Annotated in this window: 19 protein-coding genes; 11 read left to right on the top strand and 8 right to left on the bottom strand. The window is 73.8% G+C overall.

Going from position 1 to position 16,034, the window contains the following annotated elements; all coding sequences use genetic code 11:
• Positions 1 to 6: 6 nt before the first annotated feature.
• From CLT72_RS18875 to CLT72_RS18865, 3 genes are read right to left on the bottom strand one after another with little or no spacing between them, the layout of a single operon-like run.
• Entirely contained in the window at positions 7 to 2,061 is a 2,055-nt protein-coding gene (locus CLT72_RS18875; protein ID WP_101412928.1) for an amylo-alpha-1,6-glucosidase, read from the bottom strand.
• Entirely contained in the window at positions 2,058 to 2,438 is a 381-nt protein-coding gene (locus CLT72_RS18870) for an SCP2 sterol-binding domain-containing protein (protein ID WP_101412927.1), read from the bottom strand. Before CLT72_RS18870 ends, CLT72_RS18875 begins: the two co-directional genes overlap by 4 nt.
• 55 nt (positions 2,439 to 2,493) lie before the next feature.
• On the bottom strand, positions 2,494 to 2,868 hold the full coding sequence (locus CLT72_RS18865; protein ID WP_088998183.1) for a DsrE family protein: 375 nt from the start codon (positions 2,866 to 2,868) through the stop codon (positions 2,494 to 2,496).
• 12 nt (positions 2,869 to 2,880) lie between these two features.
• Here CLT72_RS18865 and mtfM point away from each other — a divergent pair, with 12 nt between their 5' ends.
• Together mtfM and CLT72_RS18860 are read left to right on the top strand one after the other, a co-directional pair.
• Entirely contained in the window at positions 2,881 to 2,985 is a 105-nt protein-coding gene (mtfM, locus tag CLT72_RS32890; RefSeq protein WP_267897534.1) for a small membrane protein MtfM, read from the top strand.
• 55 nt (positions 2,986 to 3,040) lie between these two features.
• Positions 3,041 to 3,634 carry a heme-binding beta-barrel domain-containing protein gene (locus CLT72_RS18860; RefSeq protein WP_088998184.1) on the top strand — a complete coding sequence of 198 codons (594 nt, stop codon included), beginning with the start codon at positions 3,041 to 3,043 and terminating at the stop codon, positions 3,632 to 3,634.
• Between the two features lie 10 nt (positions 3,635 to 3,644).
• Here CLT72_RS18860 and CLT72_RS18855 read toward each other — a convergent pair whose 3' ends face one another.
• Positions 3,645 to 4,493, bottom strand: coding sequence for an aminotransferase class IV (locus tag CLT72_RS18855; protein WP_101412926.1), 849 nt, complete (start codon positions 4,491 to 4,493; stop codon positions 3,645 to 3,647).
• 68 nt (positions 4,494 to 4,561) lie between these two features.
• Here CLT72_RS18855 and CLT72_RS18850 point away from each other — a divergent pair, with 68 nt between their 5' ends.
• From CLT72_RS18850 to CLT72_RS18835, 4 genes are all read left to right on the top strand, one after another.
• Entirely contained in the window at positions 4,562 to 4,990 is a 429-nt protein-coding gene (locus CLT72_RS18850; protein ID WP_101412925.1) for a Fur family transcriptional regulator, read from the top strand.
• Positions 4,987 to 6,099: a CAF17-like 4Fe-4S cluster assembly/insertion protein YgfZ gene (gene ygfZ / locus CLT72_RS18845; RefSeq protein WP_101412924.1), complete on the top strand. Its 1,113-nt coding sequence runs from the start codon at positions 4,987 to 4,989 to the stop codon at positions 6,097 to 6,099. The genes CLT72_RS18850 and ygfZ overlap by 4 nt, the downstream gene beginning before the upstream one ends.
• Before the next feature lie 92 nt (positions 6,100 to 6,191).
• Positions 6,192 to 7,034, top strand: a complete 843-nt coding sequence (locus CLT72_RS18840; RefSeq protein ID WP_101412923.1) for a beta-keto acid cleavage family enzyme — start codon at positions 6,192 to 6,194, stop codon at positions 7,032 to 7,034.
• A 96-nt stretch (positions 7,035 to 7,130) separates the two neighbouring features.
• A complete protein-coding gene (locus CLT72_RS18835; RefSeq protein ID WP_101412922.1) occupies positions 7,131 to 8,090 on the top strand; it encodes an asparaginase in 960 nt (319 codons plus the stop codon).
• A gap of 15 nt (positions 8,091 to 8,105) precedes the next feature.
• Here CLT72_RS18835 and CLT72_RS18830 read toward each other — a convergent pair whose 3' ends face one another.
• Complete coding sequence (locus CLT72_RS18830) at positions 8,106 to 8,960, bottom strand: sulfotransferase family protein (RefSeq protein WP_101412921.1); 855 nt, start codon at positions 8,958 to 8,960, stop codon at positions 8,106 to 8,108.
• 670 nt (positions 8,961 to 9,630) lie between these two features.
• Positions 9,631 to 10,428: an alpha/beta fold hydrolase gene (locus CLT72_RS18820; protein ID WP_199184598.1), complete on the bottom strand. Its 798-nt coding sequence runs from the start codon at positions 10,426 to 10,428 to the stop codon at positions 9,631 to 9,633.
• Positions 10,429 to 10,539: 111 nt separating this feature from the next.
• Here CLT72_RS18820 and CLT72_RS18815 point away from each other — a divergent pair, with 111 nt between their 5' ends.
• The 4 genes from CLT72_RS18815 to CLT72_RS18800 all read left to right on the top strand — a co-directional run bounded on the left by CLT72_RS18815 (position 10,540) and on the right by CLT72_RS18800 (position 13,293).
• The gene (locus CLT72_RS18815; RefSeq protein ID WP_101412918.1) at positions 10,540 to 11,163 is read left to right on the top strand and encodes a helix-turn-helix domain-containing protein; all 624 of its coding nucleotides are present in this window, start codon (positions 10,540 to 10,542) and stop codon (positions 11,161 to 11,163) included.
• Entirely contained in the window at positions 11,163 to 12,023 is an 861-nt protein-coding gene (locus tag CLT72_RS18810) for a ribonuclease E domain-containing protein (protein ID WP_486484280.1), read from the top strand. Before CLT72_RS18815 ends, CLT72_RS18810 begins: the two co-directional genes overlap by 1 nt.
• Before the next feature lie 71 nt (positions 12,024 to 12,094).
• Positions 12,095 to 12,409 (top strand): DUF2516 family protein, encoded by a 315-nt coding sequence (locus CLT72_RS18805; RefSeq protein WP_088998194.1) that lies wholly within the window; start codon positions 12,095 to 12,097, stop codon positions 12,407 to 12,409.
• Positions 12,406 to 13,293, top strand: a complete 888-nt coding sequence (locus CLT72_RS18800) for an alpha/beta fold hydrolase (protein WP_088998195.1) — start codon at positions 12,406 to 12,408, stop codon at positions 13,291 to 13,293. The genes CLT72_RS18805 and CLT72_RS18800 overlap by 4 nt, the downstream gene beginning before the upstream one ends.
• On the opposite strand, the gene CLT72_RS18795 is transcribed toward CLT72_RS18800, so the two are convergent.
• Positions 13,283 to 13,981: a nucleotidyltransferase domain-containing protein gene (locus CLT72_RS18795; RefSeq protein WP_101415256.1), complete on the bottom strand. Its 699-nt coding sequence runs from the start codon at positions 13,979 to 13,981 to the stop codon at positions 13,283 to 13,285. The two genes, CLT72_RS18800 and CLT72_RS18795, sit on opposite strands and share 11 nt — an antisense overlap.
• Before the next feature lie 76 nt (positions 13,982 to 14,057).
• On the opposite strand from CLT72_RS18795, the gene CLT72_RS18790 reads away from it, so the two are divergent.
• On the top strand, positions 14,058 to 14,972 hold the full coding sequence (locus CLT72_RS18790) for an SDR family oxidoreductase (RefSeq protein ID WP_101412916.1): 915 nt from the start codon (positions 14,058 to 14,060) through the stop codon (positions 14,970 to 14,972).
• Here the strand turns inward: CLT72_RS18790 and CLT72_RS18785 are convergent.
• Positions 14,963 to 15,949 carry a helix-turn-helix transcriptional regulator gene (locus CLT72_RS18785; RefSeq protein WP_101412915.1) on the bottom strand — a complete coding sequence of 329 codons (987 nt, stop codon included), beginning with the start codon at positions 15,947 to 15,949 and terminating at the stop codon, positions 14,963 to 14,965. The two genes, CLT72_RS18790 and CLT72_RS18785, sit on opposite strands and share 10 nt — an antisense overlap.
• Positions 15,950 to 16,034 lie beyond the last annotated feature (85 nt).

Raw genomic sequence — 16,034 nt, 5'->3', positions numbered from 1 at the left:
GGGCGGTCAGCCGCGCGGATGGTCGTGCGGCGTGCGGCTGCGGCCCAGGGCGTCGACGTGGCCCCAGCGGCCCGGGATGTCGAGCAGCTCGACGCGCCCCATGCCCTCGGGCACGGCGGGGTCGATGATCAGGTGCTCGCCCTGCGGCTCCAGCCCCAGCATCACGCGGAGCAGCAGCAACGGCGTGCCCGCCGACCAGGCCTGTGGGCTGCACGCCGTGGGGTACTCCACCGGGTAGTCGGTGAGGCTGCGTTCGTAGCCGGCGAAGGCTTCCGGCAGCCGTCCGCCGAAGAACCGGGACGCGGCCAGCATCGCGTCGCAGATCTGCCCGGCCTCCCGGCGGAACCCGTACCGCCACAGCCCCCAGGCGATGATCGAGTTGTCGAACGGCCACACCGTCCCGACGTGGTAGCCGACGGGGTTGTACCGCCCCTGGTCGTCGGCGAGCGTACGGACGCCCCAGCCGGAGTAGAGCCGGGGACCCAACAGGTGCTCGGCGATCCGGTCGGCCCGCGACTCGTCCACGATGCCGCTCCACAGCAGGTGCCCGATGTTCGAGGTCAGGGCGTCCACCTGCCGGCCGTCGGCGTCCAGGGCGAGCGCGTAGTACTCCCGCTCCGGGATCCAGAAGTCCCGGTTGAACCGCATCTTCAGCTCGGCCGCCTCCCGCTCCAGCCGGTCGGCGTACGCCGGGTCGCCCCAGATCGTCCGGGCCATCCGGGCGCCGCGCACCTTCGCGTCGTACACGTAGCCCTGGAGTTCGCAGGTGGCGCGCGGGAAGCCGGGGAGCCGGCCGTCACGGTACGAGATGGCGTCCCAGGAGTCCTTCCAGCACTGGTTCGCCAGCCCGGTGTCCGGGTTGCGGGTCTGGTACCAGAGGTAGCCCGTGCCGAGCAGGTCCCCGTACGTGTCGATCCAGGCGAGGGCGGCCCGGGTCTGGGCCTCCAGTCCCCGCACCAACCTGTCGTCGCCGGTCCACCGCTCGTACTCGTCGAGCAGGATGACGAACAGCGGCGTCGAGTCCGCCGAGCCGTAGTACGGCGAGTGGGGCTGTTCCTCGAAGCCCGCCGTCTCGCCGTAGCGCAGCTCGTGCAGGATCTTGCCCGGCTCCTCGTCGCGGAAGTCGTCGATCCGGTGCCCCTGGAGGCCGGCCAGCATCATGATGGTCGGCGGGATCAGCTCCGGCAGGAAGGGCACCAGCTGGAGCGAGGTGATGATGCTGTCCCGGCCGAACAGGGTCATGAACCACGGCAGGCCGGCGGCCATCAGGCGTACGCCGAGGGTGATCGACTCGTAGCGTAGCGCCGCCAGGTCGTTGAGGCTCTGCCGGTACGCCCCGGCCAGCGGCTCGCAGTCGCAGCCGAGCTTCGGTGCCCGGGCGACCAGGTCGTCCTGCTCGGCCTGGATGGCGGCCGGGTCGCGGCTGCCCCCGTACTGCGGCAGGTTGGCCCGGACGTCCTCGCCGCGCGCGCCGTAGACGACGGTCGACACGTGCAGCCGGGTCGTCCACTCGCCGCGCGGGCCGACCCGGATCCGGTAGGTCATTCCGGAGACCTCGACGTGCGCGGGCGAACTGCTGGTGATGACCGTCTCGCGGTGGAACCCCTCGCGGCGGTAGGCCAGCCGCAGCTCGTTGTCGCCGACGGTGGCGGTGGTGTGGCCCTGCTTGCTCCGGACGTGCTTGATCTCGAACAGGTCCGCGAAGTCGGATGCCATGTCGAGGCGGACGACGAACTCCGCCTCCTCCCCGGAGTGGTTGAGCAGGGTCAGCTCCTCTTCGAAGCTGCCGCCGATGGCCCGGCTCCGGATCACCGAGACCTTGGCGTCCAGGTAGTGCGTCGGCTCGCCGGGAACGAGGAAGAAGCGGGTGCGGAAGGACTCCGCGGTGTCCACCGAGAGGGCGTGCAACCGCTCGCCGTCGAGGGTCAGCAGCCAGGTGGAGAGGTGCCGGGTGTCGAACGAGAAGAGCCCGGTCGGGAAGTCGAGGGACGGCTCGACGTCGCCGCACTTGTCGCTGACCAGGAAGGTGTTGCCGTCGAGGATGCTGACCAGGTCCTTCACCGCAGCCGCCCGAGCTGTGCGCGGGCGGCCTCGCGGGGGTCGCGGGTGCCGGGCGGGTCGGGGAAGAAGCGCCGGAACAGCAAAAAGAGCACGACGTCGCCGCTGAAGCTGCTCTCGTTGCGCAGCACCGACGAGATCGCCTGGGCCCGGCCGGTGACGAGCCTGTCGAACAGCTCCTCGCTGGTGTACCAGATCGCGTCGGCGGGCCCCCGGTTGCGGCTCACCTCGATCGCGCCCGGTCGCAGGTGGGCCAGCCAGTGCACCGTCCGGGTGCCCTGCGCGAGGTCGATCTGCATCGTCCCGCTGACCGGACTGACCAGCACCTCCGGGGCACGCGCCGGCAGTGATTCGAAGAACCGCTCCGTCGCCTCGGTCACACCCGAATCGTAGGCATTTGCCCGACGTGCCGGGTCGGTATCGGCGGGTGGCCCGTCAGTAGACCAGGGCCTGGGCGCCCTCGGCCATCGCCTCCTCGACGAAGACCGCGGCGCCGGCGATGCGGACGCCGGGCAGCACGTCGTCCGGCCCGATGTCCCGCCGGGCGGCGCACTGGGTGCAGGCCGTCACCGTGCCCGTGGTGAGGATCACGTGCAGCAGCTCGGCCAGCGGGGCCGAGTGCGGCAGCTCGAACTCCTGCGCCCGCCCGGGCAGCGCGAACCAGGTCGACTCCCCGGTCAGCCAGAGCGACACGTGCACCCCGGCGGCGGCCGCAGTGGCGGCGACGGTGAAGGCCTGGGCGCACCGCTCCGGGGCGTCCGCGCCGGCGGTGGCCTTGATCACGAGAGAGCGGGCCATGGGGCCCAGCATAGGATGGTCCCGATGGTCACCGAGATCGGGTTCGTCAGCCTGCTGGTCGCCGGCCTGGGCGCGCTCGCCGGTGGCCTGGTCTACCTGGCCGTACGCATATCGAGAGGACGCTGGTGAGCGCGAGGAGTGAGCGGGGTCTGCGAGCCCCGCAGTCGCGAACGAAGGAGGCCTGGTGAGCGACGAGAACCCCCTGCAGCCGCCGCCGTGGCTGAACGCGCCGCCGGTCGACCCGTACCCCTACGAGGAGAGCCACGACCTGCGCGTCGGCCCGAAGCTGCACCCCACGCTGGACGGTCTGCTGCCGTACGTCGGGGTGTGGCGCGGCCGGGGGCGCGGCGGCTTCCCCACCATCGAAGACTTCGACTTCGCGCAGGAGATCCGGATCAGCCACGACGGCCGGCCGTTCCTGTTCTACGAGTCCCGCGCCTGGCTGCTCGACGAGCAGAGCCGCCCGGTCCGCCCGGCGGGCCGTGAGGTCGGCTGGTGGCGGCCGGTGATGGACGGCGACCGCGCCACCGACGAGTTGGAAGCGCTGATGACCGTCCCCACCGGGGTGATGGAGCTGCACATCGGCAAGCGCAAGGGCACCCAGATCGAGTTCGTCACCGACGCGGTGGTCCGCACGTCGACCGCCAAGGAGGTCACCGCCGGTCACCGCCTCTTCGGCATCGTCGAGGGCGCCCTGCTCTACGCGCAGGAGATGGCGGCGGTCGGCCACCCGCTCTCCCCGCACCTCTCCGCGCGCCTCACCCGGGTGGCCGGCTGACCCTGCCGGGTCACGGGCGGGGAAAGCCCAGGAACGCCTGGAGGGCGGGCGTACGCGCGCAGCGGCGCAACGGGACGCCGTCCAGGGCGCGGATCTCCACCAGGCCGCGGACGGACGAGCTGAGCCAGACGCCGTCGGCACCAGCCAGCTCGGCGGGGGTGACCAGGCGCTCCTCGGCGCGCAGGCCCAGCTCGTGGGCGTGCCCGAGGAGCCAGGCGGCGGTCACGCCCGGCAGGATGCCGGTCCCGGCGGCGGGCACCGTGCGGAGGGCGTCACCGGTCAGCCAGACCAGGTTGGCCGTGGGCCCCTCCAGCGCGTACCCGTCGGAGGAGACCCAGAGCGCGTCGTCCACGCCCGCGCGGGCGGCCCACCGGCGGGCGGCGGTGCTCACCGCGTACGAGGTCGACTTGATCCCGGTCGGCAACCAGTCGAGTTCGGCGCGGGCCCGCGCCGCGACGCCGAGCGGCAGGGTCGCCACGGTGACGCCGTCGCGGCGGGCCGCCCGGGCAGCCGCCGGCACCTCGGCCAGCGTGGCGTAGCCGGTCGGCGGGCCGCCGCCCTCCGGGCCCCGGGTGCAGACCAGCCGCAGCGCCCCCTCCACCTCGGCGGGCCAGCCGGCGCGTACGGCGTCCAGCAGCCCGACCAGCACGTCGGCGGCGGGCAGCGCGAGGTCGACGGCCGCCGCCGCCCGGGCCAGCCGGGCCAGGTGCGCGTCGCGCAGCCACGGGAGCCCGGCGCGCAGGTGCATCGTCTCGAAGAGCCCGTCGCCGTGCAGTACGCCCAGGTCGTCGCCGCGCAGCACCGGCTCCCCGGGCGGCACCAGCCCGCGCCCCGGTACGGCGATCCTCGACGCCACCATGACCGCCGAGCCTAGCGGCGGGCGGTCGACCGGGCTGCGGGCGTGGCGGAGCGAACTATGATCGGACGGTGTCCGAATCCTCCCTCGCGGAAATGCTCCGGGCCCGTGGGCTCCGGCTGACGGCGCAACGGCAGCTGATCCTCCAGGCCGTGCTGGAGCTGGGGCACGCCACCCCGGAGCAGGTGCACACAGCTGTCCGGGAGGTCGCCGCAGGGGTCAACATCACCACCATCTACCGCACGCTGGAGCTGCTGGAACGGCTCGGCCTGGTCACCCACACCCACCTCTCGCACGGCTCGCCGACCTATCACGCGGCCGGCGAGGACCAGCACGTCCACCTCGTCTGCCGGGAGTGCGGGGCGATCGACGAGATCGATCCGGAGCTGCTGCGTCCGCTGGCCGACGAGTTGGCGAGCCAGCGTGGGTTCCGGGTCGACATCGGCCACGTCTCGTTCTTCGGCGTCTGCGTCCGCTGCGAGAACGGGGACCGGAAATGATCGACATCGCGGGTGCGGTGAGCGTCGAGAGCATCGACGAGGCCAGCCGGGACCAGCCCGAACCGGCGCACGCGGCGGCCGGCGTGCGGGGCGTGGCGGCGCACTACGGCGACCCGATGCGCGAGCAGCGCACCCTCGACACGGCGGTCGGCCTGGTCGACCGGTCGCACCGGGGCGTCGTCGCGGTGCCGGGCGAGGAGCGGATCGGCTGGCTGCACACCCTCACCAGCCAGCACCTGGCGCAGCTCAGCGCAGGCCAGGGCACGGAGCTGCTGGTGCTCTCCCCGCATGGGCACGTCGAGCAGCACGCCATGGTCGCCGAGGACGGCGTCACCACCTGGCTCGACACCGAGCCGGGCGCCACCGCGGGCCTGCTGGCGTACCTGGAGCGGATGCGGTTCTTCAGCAAGGTCGAGCCGCGCGACGTGACCGCCGAGCACGCGCTGCTGTCGCTGGTCGGGCCCGAGGCGCCGGCCGCGGCGGAGACGCTCGGCGTGACCGGGCTGGCGGCGCCCGACATGGTCGCGGTGCCGGGTCCGAAGTTCCGCGCCGGCGAGCTGCCGCCGCGGCCCACCGCGCTGTACGACGTGCGCCCGCTGCCCGTGGGCGGCTGGGCGCGCCGGGGCCCGCTCGGCGTCGACCTGCTGGTGCCCCGGGCCGCGATGGAGCAGGTGGTCACCCAGCTGCGGGGCGACGGGGTGCCGGTCGCCGGGCTGTGGGCGTACGAGGCGGTGCGGGTGGCCGCCCGGCGGGCCCGGGTCGGGGTGGACACCGACCACCGGACGATCCCGGCCGAGGTGGACCTCGTCGCCCCGGCCGTGCACCTGGACAAGGGCTGCTACCGGGGCCAGGAGACCGTGGCCCGGGTGCACAACATGGGCCGGCCGCCGCGTCGGCTCGTACTGCTGCACCTGGACGGCGTGACCACCGACCAGCCGCCGGCCGCCGGCACGCCGGTGACCCTCGACGGCCGGGCGGTCGGCTTCGTCGGCACGGCCGTGCACCACCACGAGCTGGGCCAGGTCGCCCTGGCCGTGGTCAAGCGCAACGTGGCCGACGACGCCCGCCTGCTCATCGGCGAGACCGCCGCCGCGATCGATCCGGTCTGACCGCCCATCGGCGAAAGATTCTCTGCTCGGAGGCGCCGAGGCCGGAAAAGTTCCGGTCGACTGGCTCGCCGGCCTCGGTCTAGGATCCGGGCATGACGACAGGGACGTTGATCACGGTTGCCCCCACCGGCGCGGAGTCGGCAAAGGCCGAGGTGCCGGCGCTGCCGGTGACTCTCGACGAGCTGCTGCTCACCGCCAAGGAGTGCGAGGCGCTCGGCGCCGCCGTGATCCACGTCCACATCCGCGACGACGAGGCGAAGCCCACCCTCGACCAGGGGCGGCTGCGGGAGACCGTGACGGCGCTGCGGGAGAGCACCGACCTGATCGTGCAGCTCTCCTCCGGCGGCGCGGTGACCGATCCCGAGGCCGACCGGCTCGCGGTGCTCGACGCGGGCCCCGACATGGCCTCCTGCACGATGGGCACGCTCAACTTCGGCGACGACGTCTTCCTCAACCGCTGGGAGTTCATCGTCGACCTGCACACCCGGATGCAGGAGCGGGGCATCGTGCCCGAGTACGAGATCTTCGACCTCGGCCACCTCACCGCCCTGCAACGGCTGCTCGGCAAGTACGGCCTGCCGGCCGGCGGGCACGTGCACGTCGACTTCGTGATGGGCGTGCCGGGCGGCATGCCGGGCACCACCCCGGCGCTGGTCGCCGCCCACCAGGCGCTGCGCGACCTGCCCGAGGGCACCACCTTCGCGGCCACCGGCATCGGCCGCAGCACCATCCCGGTCATGCTGGCCTCGCTCTCGGCCGGCGGGCACCTGCGGGTCGGCATGGAGGACACGGTGACCTACGCCAAGGGCCGCCCGGTGGAGTCCAACATGCAGCTCGTCGCCCGGGCGGTCGGCTTCGCCCAGCTCGCCCAGCGGCCGCCGCTGACCACCGCCGAGGCGCGCGGTCTGCTCGGCGTGCCCGCCGCCGGCCGGTAAGCGGCGACCCCGGCCGGCGCTGCTGTACACCGGCTGCTCGACGGCCTGCTCACCCGCGTGCCGGGCGCGGTCCACGGTGCCGGTACCGTCCACCCTGTGGGAAAGACGTACGAGGGCGGCGCGCCGCTCGCCGAGGTGGTCCGGTCGGGGTTCGTGGAGGGCGTGCACCGGGGCTCGGTGGTGGTGCTCGACGCCTCGGGGCAGACGATGACCGGTGCCGGGGACGTGACCTTCCCGGTCTTCCCGCGCTCGTCGAACAAGCCGATGCAGGCGGTCGGGATGCTCCGCGCCGGGCTGACGCTGGCCGATCCCGCCGACGTCGCGCTGGTCTCGGCCAGCCACGCCGGGGAGGAGTTCCACCTGGCCCGGGTCGGCGCGCTGCTCGCCCGCGCCGGGCTGGACGAGTCGGCTCTGCACTGCCCGCCGGACCTGCCCGTCGGCGACGAGGCGCGGACGGCCGTGCTGCGGGCCGGCGGCGGCCCCACCCGTACGCAGATGAACTGCTCCGGCAAGCACAGCGGGATGCTGCTGACCTGCCTGGCCGCCGGCTGGCCGCTCGACGGCTACTGGCGCCCGGAGCACCCGTTGCAGCAGGCGCTGCGGGACGCGGTGGAGGAGTTCACCGGTGAGCGGGCCGCGGCGGTCGGGGTGGACGGCTGCGGCGCCCCGGTGCTCGCCGTCTCGCTGACCGGCCTGGCCGGCGCGTACCTCCGGCTCGTCTCGGCGGAGCCCGGCACCGTGCCGCGGACGGTGGCCGACGCGATGCGCGCGCACCCCGACCTGGTCGGCGGCACGCGGGCCGAGGACAGCCGGCTCATGCGCGGGGTTCCCGGGCTGCTCGCCAAGGTGGGCGCCGAGGGGGTCATCGCCGCCGCGGTGCCCGGTGTCGGGGCGGTCGCCCTCAAGATCGACGACGGTGCGGGCCGCGCCCGGATGCCGGTGCTGGTCTCCGCCCTGCGCCGGCTCGGGCTGGACGCCCCGGTGCTGACCGAGTACGCCGAGCTGCCGCTCTTCGGCGGCGGGCTGCCGGTCGGCGCCGTCCGCTCCCTCTGGTAGCCCGAGCCGGAGCCGTCACTCGTATCCCATGGCCGGGATGACCTCGCGCAGCGCTTCTTCGGTGAACTCGCGGGTCTCGTCGTCGAACTGGTCGTTCCGGTTCGTCAGCTTGTGCGACTGGAACGTCGAAGCGGTGGCGAAGTCGTCGACGTCGAGTCGCTCGAACAGGGCGCGGCGCTGCCCGGGCCAGTCGGCTGCGAGGTCTTCCGCCTTCACCTCGACGTATCGCCGGCCCGTCAGGTCGACCGTGTCCTTCCAGGTGAGCCACCGGTGGTAGATCGGCGCGAGGTAGGCGAGCGCACCGTCGACGGTGGGCGGCGCCCACGGCTGGGCCAGGTGGGAGGCGAGCACTGAGACCGGGTGACGCTTGATGTGCACGATGGTCGCCTCGGGGACCAGTTCCCAGAGGAACTCCATGCACAGCAGGTTGAACGGCGTCTTCTCGCACCAGGTCGGCTTGCCCGCGTCGACGGCTGCTCCGCCGAAGATGGTGTCGACCAGGCCCCGCAGGATTCCGAGCAGCTCGGCGCGGTCGCTGAAGTATCTGGGAACCACCCGCCGGCGGCTCAGCGGCGCGAACGGCCCGGCAGGACGGTCGGCGTCGCCGAAGCCTTCCGCGGGCGCAGGTTCGTCGAAGGTGTACGCGATCAACTGCGGCCAGAGTCGTTCCACCGCGTCCCGGTAGCACCGCTCGCCGACCAGTTCGGGAACGGTCCTGCCGCGATCGTCGCGCCGGCCGGGCACCCGTACGGTGAGGAAGTCGCTCAGCCGGTGCAGGGCGTCCTCACCGACGGTGGGGTCGTATCGACCGGTGAGCGCGTCGGCCAGGTCCCGCAGGCCACCCGGGTCGATGAGGAACCTGGTCTCCATGGGGATCCGGTGGATCAGCGGATGTTCGCCGATGATGTCGGCGAGCCGTGACGTTCCCGAACGACCCGTACCCGCAACGAAGACGGGTGAGGGGGAAGGCGGCATGGCGGGCAGTCAAACTCCCAGCCCGGCGGCCGTGCAAACCATTTATCCCCTTCACGAGCGACCGCCTCCTGCTGCGCCCCTGGCGCGACGAGGACGCCGACCTCCTGCTGGATCTCGAGTCGCGCTGGGAGGTCGTACGATCCTGGGCGCCGACCGACGTCGAGATCGGCTGGCACCTGCATCCGGACGCTGGGGGCACGGCGGGCCGCCTCCACCGCTCGCCACCACCCACATCCGCGCCTCGCCAGCGGACCTCCCGGCTGCGCCAAACCTCGACGACGGGGCCGGCGTTCTCCGCGACGCGGCAGGACGCCGGGTTTGGTGTAGTCCGCTCGTCGCGCGGGCGGGCCTGCCGGCGGACGTGGTGGCGGAGGGTGTGCCGGCCGCGATACCACACAGGCATTTTTATACCCGAGAGGTATCAGTGTTCCCTGCGGCACCGGTCCATCAGATTCACACGCCCCGCCACTTCCGAACCTCGCCGTGATCGGGGTCTCCGCCCCGAAACCCCCGCACCGTCGTCGACGAGGGGGCGAGTGCCGGGCAGGAAACGAGGGGGCGGGTGTCAGGGCAGGAAGTCGAGCAGGGCGGCGTTGACCGGGGCGGGTCGCTCCAGCGGCAGCAGGTGACCGGCGTCCGGCACGTCGGGCAGGCGGACGGCGTGCGGCGCCTCGGCGGCGATCCGGTCGGCGAGGCGGCTGATGTCGGGCACGTCGGCCGCGCCGGCGCCGACCAGGACGGGCATCCGCAGCTCACCGAGGCGGCCGATCGCGGGCGGGTCGAGTTCGGCGACGTCGACCGCGCTGAGCGCCAGCTCGGCGGCGAGCGCCCGCTGGTCCATCTCGCGGGCGAAGGCGAGCAGTGCCGGGTCGACGTCGGCGGGCTCGCGGCCCGGGCCGACCACCCAGAACCGCACCTCGCCGGCGGCGCTCGCGGCGAAGTCCTCCGGGTCGACCTCGCCCACGAGGCTCTCCCAGAGGTCGTTCGCCTCCTCCGACCACTCGTGGCCCGAGGCGGCGGAGCCGAGGAGGGCGAGCGCGCTGACCCGCTCCGGGTGGGCCAGCGCGGTGTCGATCGCGACGGCGCCGCCGAAGGAGCAGCCCACCAGGGCGGCCCGGGGGAGGTCGAGCGCGTCGAGCAGCCCGGCCACGTCGTCGTGGTGGGCGAACGGGGTCGGCGGCAGCTCGGATTCGCCGTACCCGCGCAGGTCGAGGGCGATCACCCGGTGGCGCGCGGCCAGCGGGCCGACCTGCTCCCGCCACATCCGGCGGTCGGCGATGCCGGCGTGCAGCAGGACGACGGGCGTGCCGCTGCCGGTGTCGTCGTACGCGAGCAGGGCGCCGTTCACCTCGATCTTGGTCACTGCGGCAAGGTACGCACCGGGGAGACCGGGACGCAACCGCGAAGTGAGACGTCGCTAACTCTGGTTAGCACTTTGCTTGCAGGAGCTAGCGGGGCGCGTTAGCGTCGAGCCATGGCCACTGGTAAGGACCTTCCCGACGTCGGCGGGTTCATTCGCGATCTGCGCCGCAACGCGAAGATCTCGCTCAGGCAGCTCGCCGAGCAGGCGGGGGTCAGCAACCCGTACCTCAGTCAGATCGAGCGCGGCCTGCGCAAGCCGAGCGCGGAGGTGCTCCAGCAGCTCGCCAGCGCGCTGCGGGTCTCCACCCCGGCGATGTACCTGCGGGCCGGGCTGCTCGACGACAAGGAGGGCCAGGGCGTGCTCGCGGCCATCTCGGTCGACCCCGACCTGACGATGGCGCAGAAGCAGTCGCTGACCCAGATCTACGAGACGTTCCGCCGGGAGAACGCGCGGCTCGCCGAGGCGACCGCGGCGGCCACCGGCGCGACGCCCGCCGCCGGACCCGAGACCGCCCCCGGCGCGGGCACGCCGGATCCCGTCGAGGCGGCGCCCGACCTGGCCAACCTCGCTGCCACGGGTCCCACCACGGCGGAGGGCACCCCGACCGAGGCTGTTCTGGAGTCGGTCGCCGTCACCGAGGCCGGCCCCGCCCCCGCTCCGACCGACACCCCCGAGAAGAAGGCCGCCCGCAGCGCGGTCCGGAAGGCCGCCGACGCGGCCGAAGAGGAGAAGTGATGACCCAGCCGAAGACCAGCCGCATCCCGGCCCCGATCTACGCCGCCGCCGGCGCCGGCGAGCTGGCCCTCCAGCAACTGCGCAAGCTCCCCGCCGTCGTGACCGACCTGGGCAGCAAGGTCGTCGCCGACCTGGGTGGCAAGGCCGTCGTCACCGGCGTCGAGCTGCGGCAGAAGGCCAACGACACCCTGCGTACGGCGAACCTGACCGCCGAGGGCCTGCGCGAGAAGGCCGTCCCGACCGAGCTGGACCTGAAGCGCCTGCGTGAGGCCGCCGACCTCAACAAGCTGCGCGAGGTGGCCGACCTCGACAAGCTGCGCGAGGTGGCCGACCTGGACCGGCTCCGGGCGCTGGCCACCCGCAACGCCGCCGTGGTGGTCGCCGGCGCCCAGGCTGCGCAGGAGCGGGCGCAGGCCGCGTACGTCGCGCTGATCGCCCGTGGTGAGCGGGTCGTCGGGGCCGGCGTGCTGGAGGCCGCCGAGACCGTGAACGCCGACATCGAGGCGACCGAGGCCGACACCGAGCCGGTCGAGACCGGCGCGAAGCCGGCTGCCGTCCGGCCCGCCGCCGAGGCGGCGACGCCGGCCGTGACCGCCGAGACGGCGACGCCGGCCGTGACCGCCGAGACGGCGACGCCGGCCGTGACCGCCGAGACGGCGACGCCGGCCGTGGCCGCCGAGACGTCGGCCGCGCCCGCCGAGGTGCCGACCCCGGCCGAGGTGGCCGAGGTGCTGGAGGCCAAGCCGGCCGCCGCGAAGAAGGCGACGACCCGGGCCACCAAGGCCGCCGCCAAGCCGGCCGCCACCCCGTCGGCCAAGCTGCCCCGGGCCACCAAGCGGACCCGCCCGGCCGCCGAGTAGTTCGTCCCGCCCGGTGAGCCCGGATGCGTCCTGTCGGACGTATCCGGGCTCACCGGCTTAAGCTTGCCGACATGGCCTACGCCGCGCCGCTCTTCGCCTTCGATGTTCGCTACGTGATCGAGCTGATCCTGCTCGTCTTCGCGTTGATCGTGCAGGGCATCGCCCTGGTGCACGCCATCACCCAGCGCTCCGACGCCTTCGCCGCCATCGGCACCCTGCCCAAGGGCGGCTGGATCGCGATCCTCGCCGTCTGCCTGGTGCTGACCCTGCTCGGCTTCGGCCCGATCAGCCTCTTCGGACTCGTCGGCATCGCCGCCGGCCTGATCTACCTGCTCGACGTCCGGGTGGGGCTGCGCGACCTGAGTGACGGTAAAGGGTTCTGGTGAGAGGTTTCCGCTGGCCGCCGCCGCCGGACGGCGGGCCCCGCACCTGGGGGCCCGGCCCGGGTGGCCCGCGCACCGGCAGGCCGGCCCTGCCGGAGCCGGAGACCGAGCTGATCGCCACGCCGCACGGCGTACGCCTGGAACAGCTCCTCACCGGCGCGGGTGACCCGGTCACGGTGTTCGCCCACGGCCTGGGCAACGGCATCGCCACCACCCGGCCGTTCGGCAGTGGGGTGACGGGCCGCAAGCTGTTCTTCCAGTTCCGGGGGCACGGCCGCTCCGACGCGCCGCCCGGTCCGTGGAGCTACCTGGACCTGGCCCGTGACCTGCGCTCCATCGCCGACCTCGGGGGTGCCACCCGGGCCTTCGGCGCCAGCCTCGGCGCGGGCGCCCTCTGCCGGCTGCTCGCCGAGAGCCCCGAACGCTTCGAGCGGCTGGTCCTCTTCCTGCCAGCGGCGCTGGACCGGCCGCGCGGCGAGGTCGCCCGGGCCCGGCTGACCGCCCTGTTCGAGGCCGTGGAGAGCGGCGACGCCGCCGCCGTGGCCGACGTGGTCCAGGCCGAGCTGCCGCCCGCCGTACGCAACACCCCGGCCGGCTGGGCCTACCTGCGTCAGCGCCTCGACCAGCTCCTGCGCGACGGGCTCGCCCCGGGGCTGGCGAGCCTGCCCGAGCAGGCGCCCCTGCGCGACGCCGGTGCGTTGGCCGCGGTCACCGCGCCGGCCCTCGTCATCGGCTGCGCCGGCGACGACCTGCACCCGGTCGAGGTCGCCGAGCAGCTCGCCGCCGCGCTGCCCCGGGCCACCCTGCACGTGTACGACCGGCCCGGCGTCCTCTGGACGGAACGCGCCGACCTGCGAAGCCGGATATCCGCCTTCCTCAACGAGTAACGAGCCCTGACGGCGGCAGGTGGGCGGCGCGTACGTCGAGCAGCCAGCGTTCCACGGTCGCCTCGTCCGGGCGGTCCGGCAGCGGGGTGCGGATCCGGTCGAAGTCGCGCTCCGCCTCGGCGATCAGGGCCCGCGCCTCGTCCAACGCGCCACCCGCCACCCGCTCGCCGAAGCCGCGGAACCACTCCGGGTCGGCGAGCCGGATCTCCAGCACGCCGGTTGCGTAGAGCAGTCGGCCCTGGTGCACCAGCCGGGCCAGGTGCCGGGCGTGCTTGGCGGTGCGCCGCCGGGTGTCGGCCGAGAACGTGCCGTCGTCCCGGGACTCCAACTTGCGGAACTGCTGGCCGGCGTAGCCCAGGTAGGCGTCGCGGACGCGGGGCGCGCTGAGGAACGCCGAGCGGATGGCGACCAGCCGGTCGCCGAACTCCGTCCGGGTCTCGTAGCAGTCCTGCGGCAACCAGGCCAGTTCGGTGGCGGTCGGGTTGCCGCTCAGCGCCAGGCGGCACCACTTCGCGGCCTCGTGCAGGGTGATGTCGGGATCGGTGGTCACCACCGACTCGCGGGGCGGGCGCAGCCCGTGGAAGGCGACGGTGGGCGCGGCGAAGACGCCGATCCGGTCGACGTCGGAGCCCGGCCCGGCCAGCCCGTACGCGACCGAGCCGACGATCCCGGAGAGCAGCAGGTGCATGCCGGCGAGCATGACGGACGACACGGCTTCGCGAAACCGGACTTCGGTTGTCAGGTATCGCTGACAGGCTCGCCGCATGACGAAACCGCTGACAGGGAAGATCGCGCTCGTCGCCGGGGCGACACGGGGCGCCGGCCGGCAGATCGCGGTCCAGCTCGGCGCCGCGGGCGCCACGGTCTACGCCACCGGCCGCAGCAGCCGGGCCGGTCGCTCCGAGATGGACCGCCCGGAGACCATCGAGGAGACCGCCGAGCTGGTCACCGCCGCTGGCGGCACCGGCATCGCGGTCCGCGTCGACCACCTCGTTCCCGAGCAGGTCCGTGACCTGGTCGCCCGGATCGACGCCGAGCAGGGCCGCCTCGACGTGCTGGTCAACGACATCTGGGGCGGCGACCCCCTGACCACCTGGGAGAAGCCGGTCTGGGAACAGCCGCTGGAGGCCGGCTTCCGCAGCCTGCGCCTGGCGATCGACACGCACATCGTCACCGCCCACCACGCGCTGCCGCTGCTGATCCGCCGCCCCGGCGGGCTGGTCGTCGAGGTCGGTGACGGCACGAAGGCGTACAACGACGACCACTACCGGCTGTCGGTCTTCTACGACCTGGCGAAGACGTCGGTCAACCGGCTCGCGTACGTCTGGGGACACGAGCTGAAGCCGCACGGCGGCACCGCCGTGGCGCTGACACCGGGCTGGATCCGGTCCGAGGCGATGCTGGAGCACTTCGGGGTCACCGAGGAGACCTGGCGGGACGGCGCCGCCAAGGATCCGCACTTCCTCATCTCGGAGACCCCGGCCTTCGTCGGGCGCGCGGTCGCCGCGCTCGCCGCCGACGAGGACCGGGCCCGCTGGAACCAGGCATCCGTCTCGGCCGGCGAACTGGCCCAGGTGTACGGGTTCACCGACGTCGACGGCAGCCGGCCGGACGGGTTCCGCTACATCACCGAGGTGGTGGAGACGGGCAGACCGGCCGACGTGACCGGCTACCGCTGAACGGGCGCCACCCGGTAGACGGCGGCGGACCGCCTGGCGGCGTCGACCATCAGCTCCCGCAGTTCCGGTGGGCCGAGCACCTCCACCTCCGGCCCCAGGGACAGCAACTGGGCGTACGCGACGTCGACGGACTCGACGGGCAGGCGGGTCACCACCCACCCCTGCCCGTCGGGCTCGCCGGCCGCGGCGAGCGCCTCGTCGTACGCGAAGGGGGCGTCGGCGACGAAGCGGAGCCGGCGCAGGCCGACGGGGCTCAGCCGCACCGTGACCTCGGCCCGGAGCATGCCGCGCAGGAACTCCTCGGCCTGCGCCCGCCAGTATCCGGCCAGGTCGAAGCCGGCGTCCCGGTCGAAGGTCGCGGTCTGGACCCCGACGTGGGTGACCCGGTCCACCCGGTACGTGCGGTACGCGCCGCCGACCCGGCCGACGAGATACCAGACCCCGTTCTTGAGGACCAGCCCGTACGGGTGCGCCTCCCGTTCGACCTCGCGGTCGCCGCGCCGGTAGCGCAGCTCGACGATCCGGTCCCGCCAGACCGCGCCGGCCAGCGCGGTCAGCCACGGCGGCGGCCCGGCCTCCCGGAACCAGCCCGGCACGTCCAGGTGGAAGCGCTGCCCGGTGCGCACCGGCGCGTCGCGCAGGCTCGGTGGGAGCGCGGCGAGCACCTTCAGCTCGGCCGAGGCCACCGCGTCGGCGAGCCCCATGTCGCCCGCCGGCCCGGGCAGCCCGGCCAGGAAGAGCGCCTCCGCCTCGTCCCGGGTCAGCCCGGTCAGCCGGGTGCGGTAGCCGCCGAGCAGCCGGTAGCCGCCGGCGCGGCCCCGGTCGGCGTAGACCGGCACCCCGGCGGCGGAGAGCGCCAGCACGTCCCGGTAGACGGTCCGCTCGGAGACCTCCAGCTCCCGCGCCAGCTCCGCCGCGGTCATCGTCTCCCGCGCCTGGAGCAGCAGGACCAACGAGATCAACCGGGCCGCCCGCACCCGTCCATCCTGCTCGCCGCCGCAGCCCGGCGGTCGTCCACCTCGGGCCTCTGTCAGCCGCGCCCGTGGGGGCGTGTCCGAGAGC

This window comes from Micromonospora sp. CNZ309 (assembly GCF_002846525.1).
Note: the sequence above shows the minus strand (reverse complement) of the source record. Positions and strands in the feature narration are given on the sequence as shown.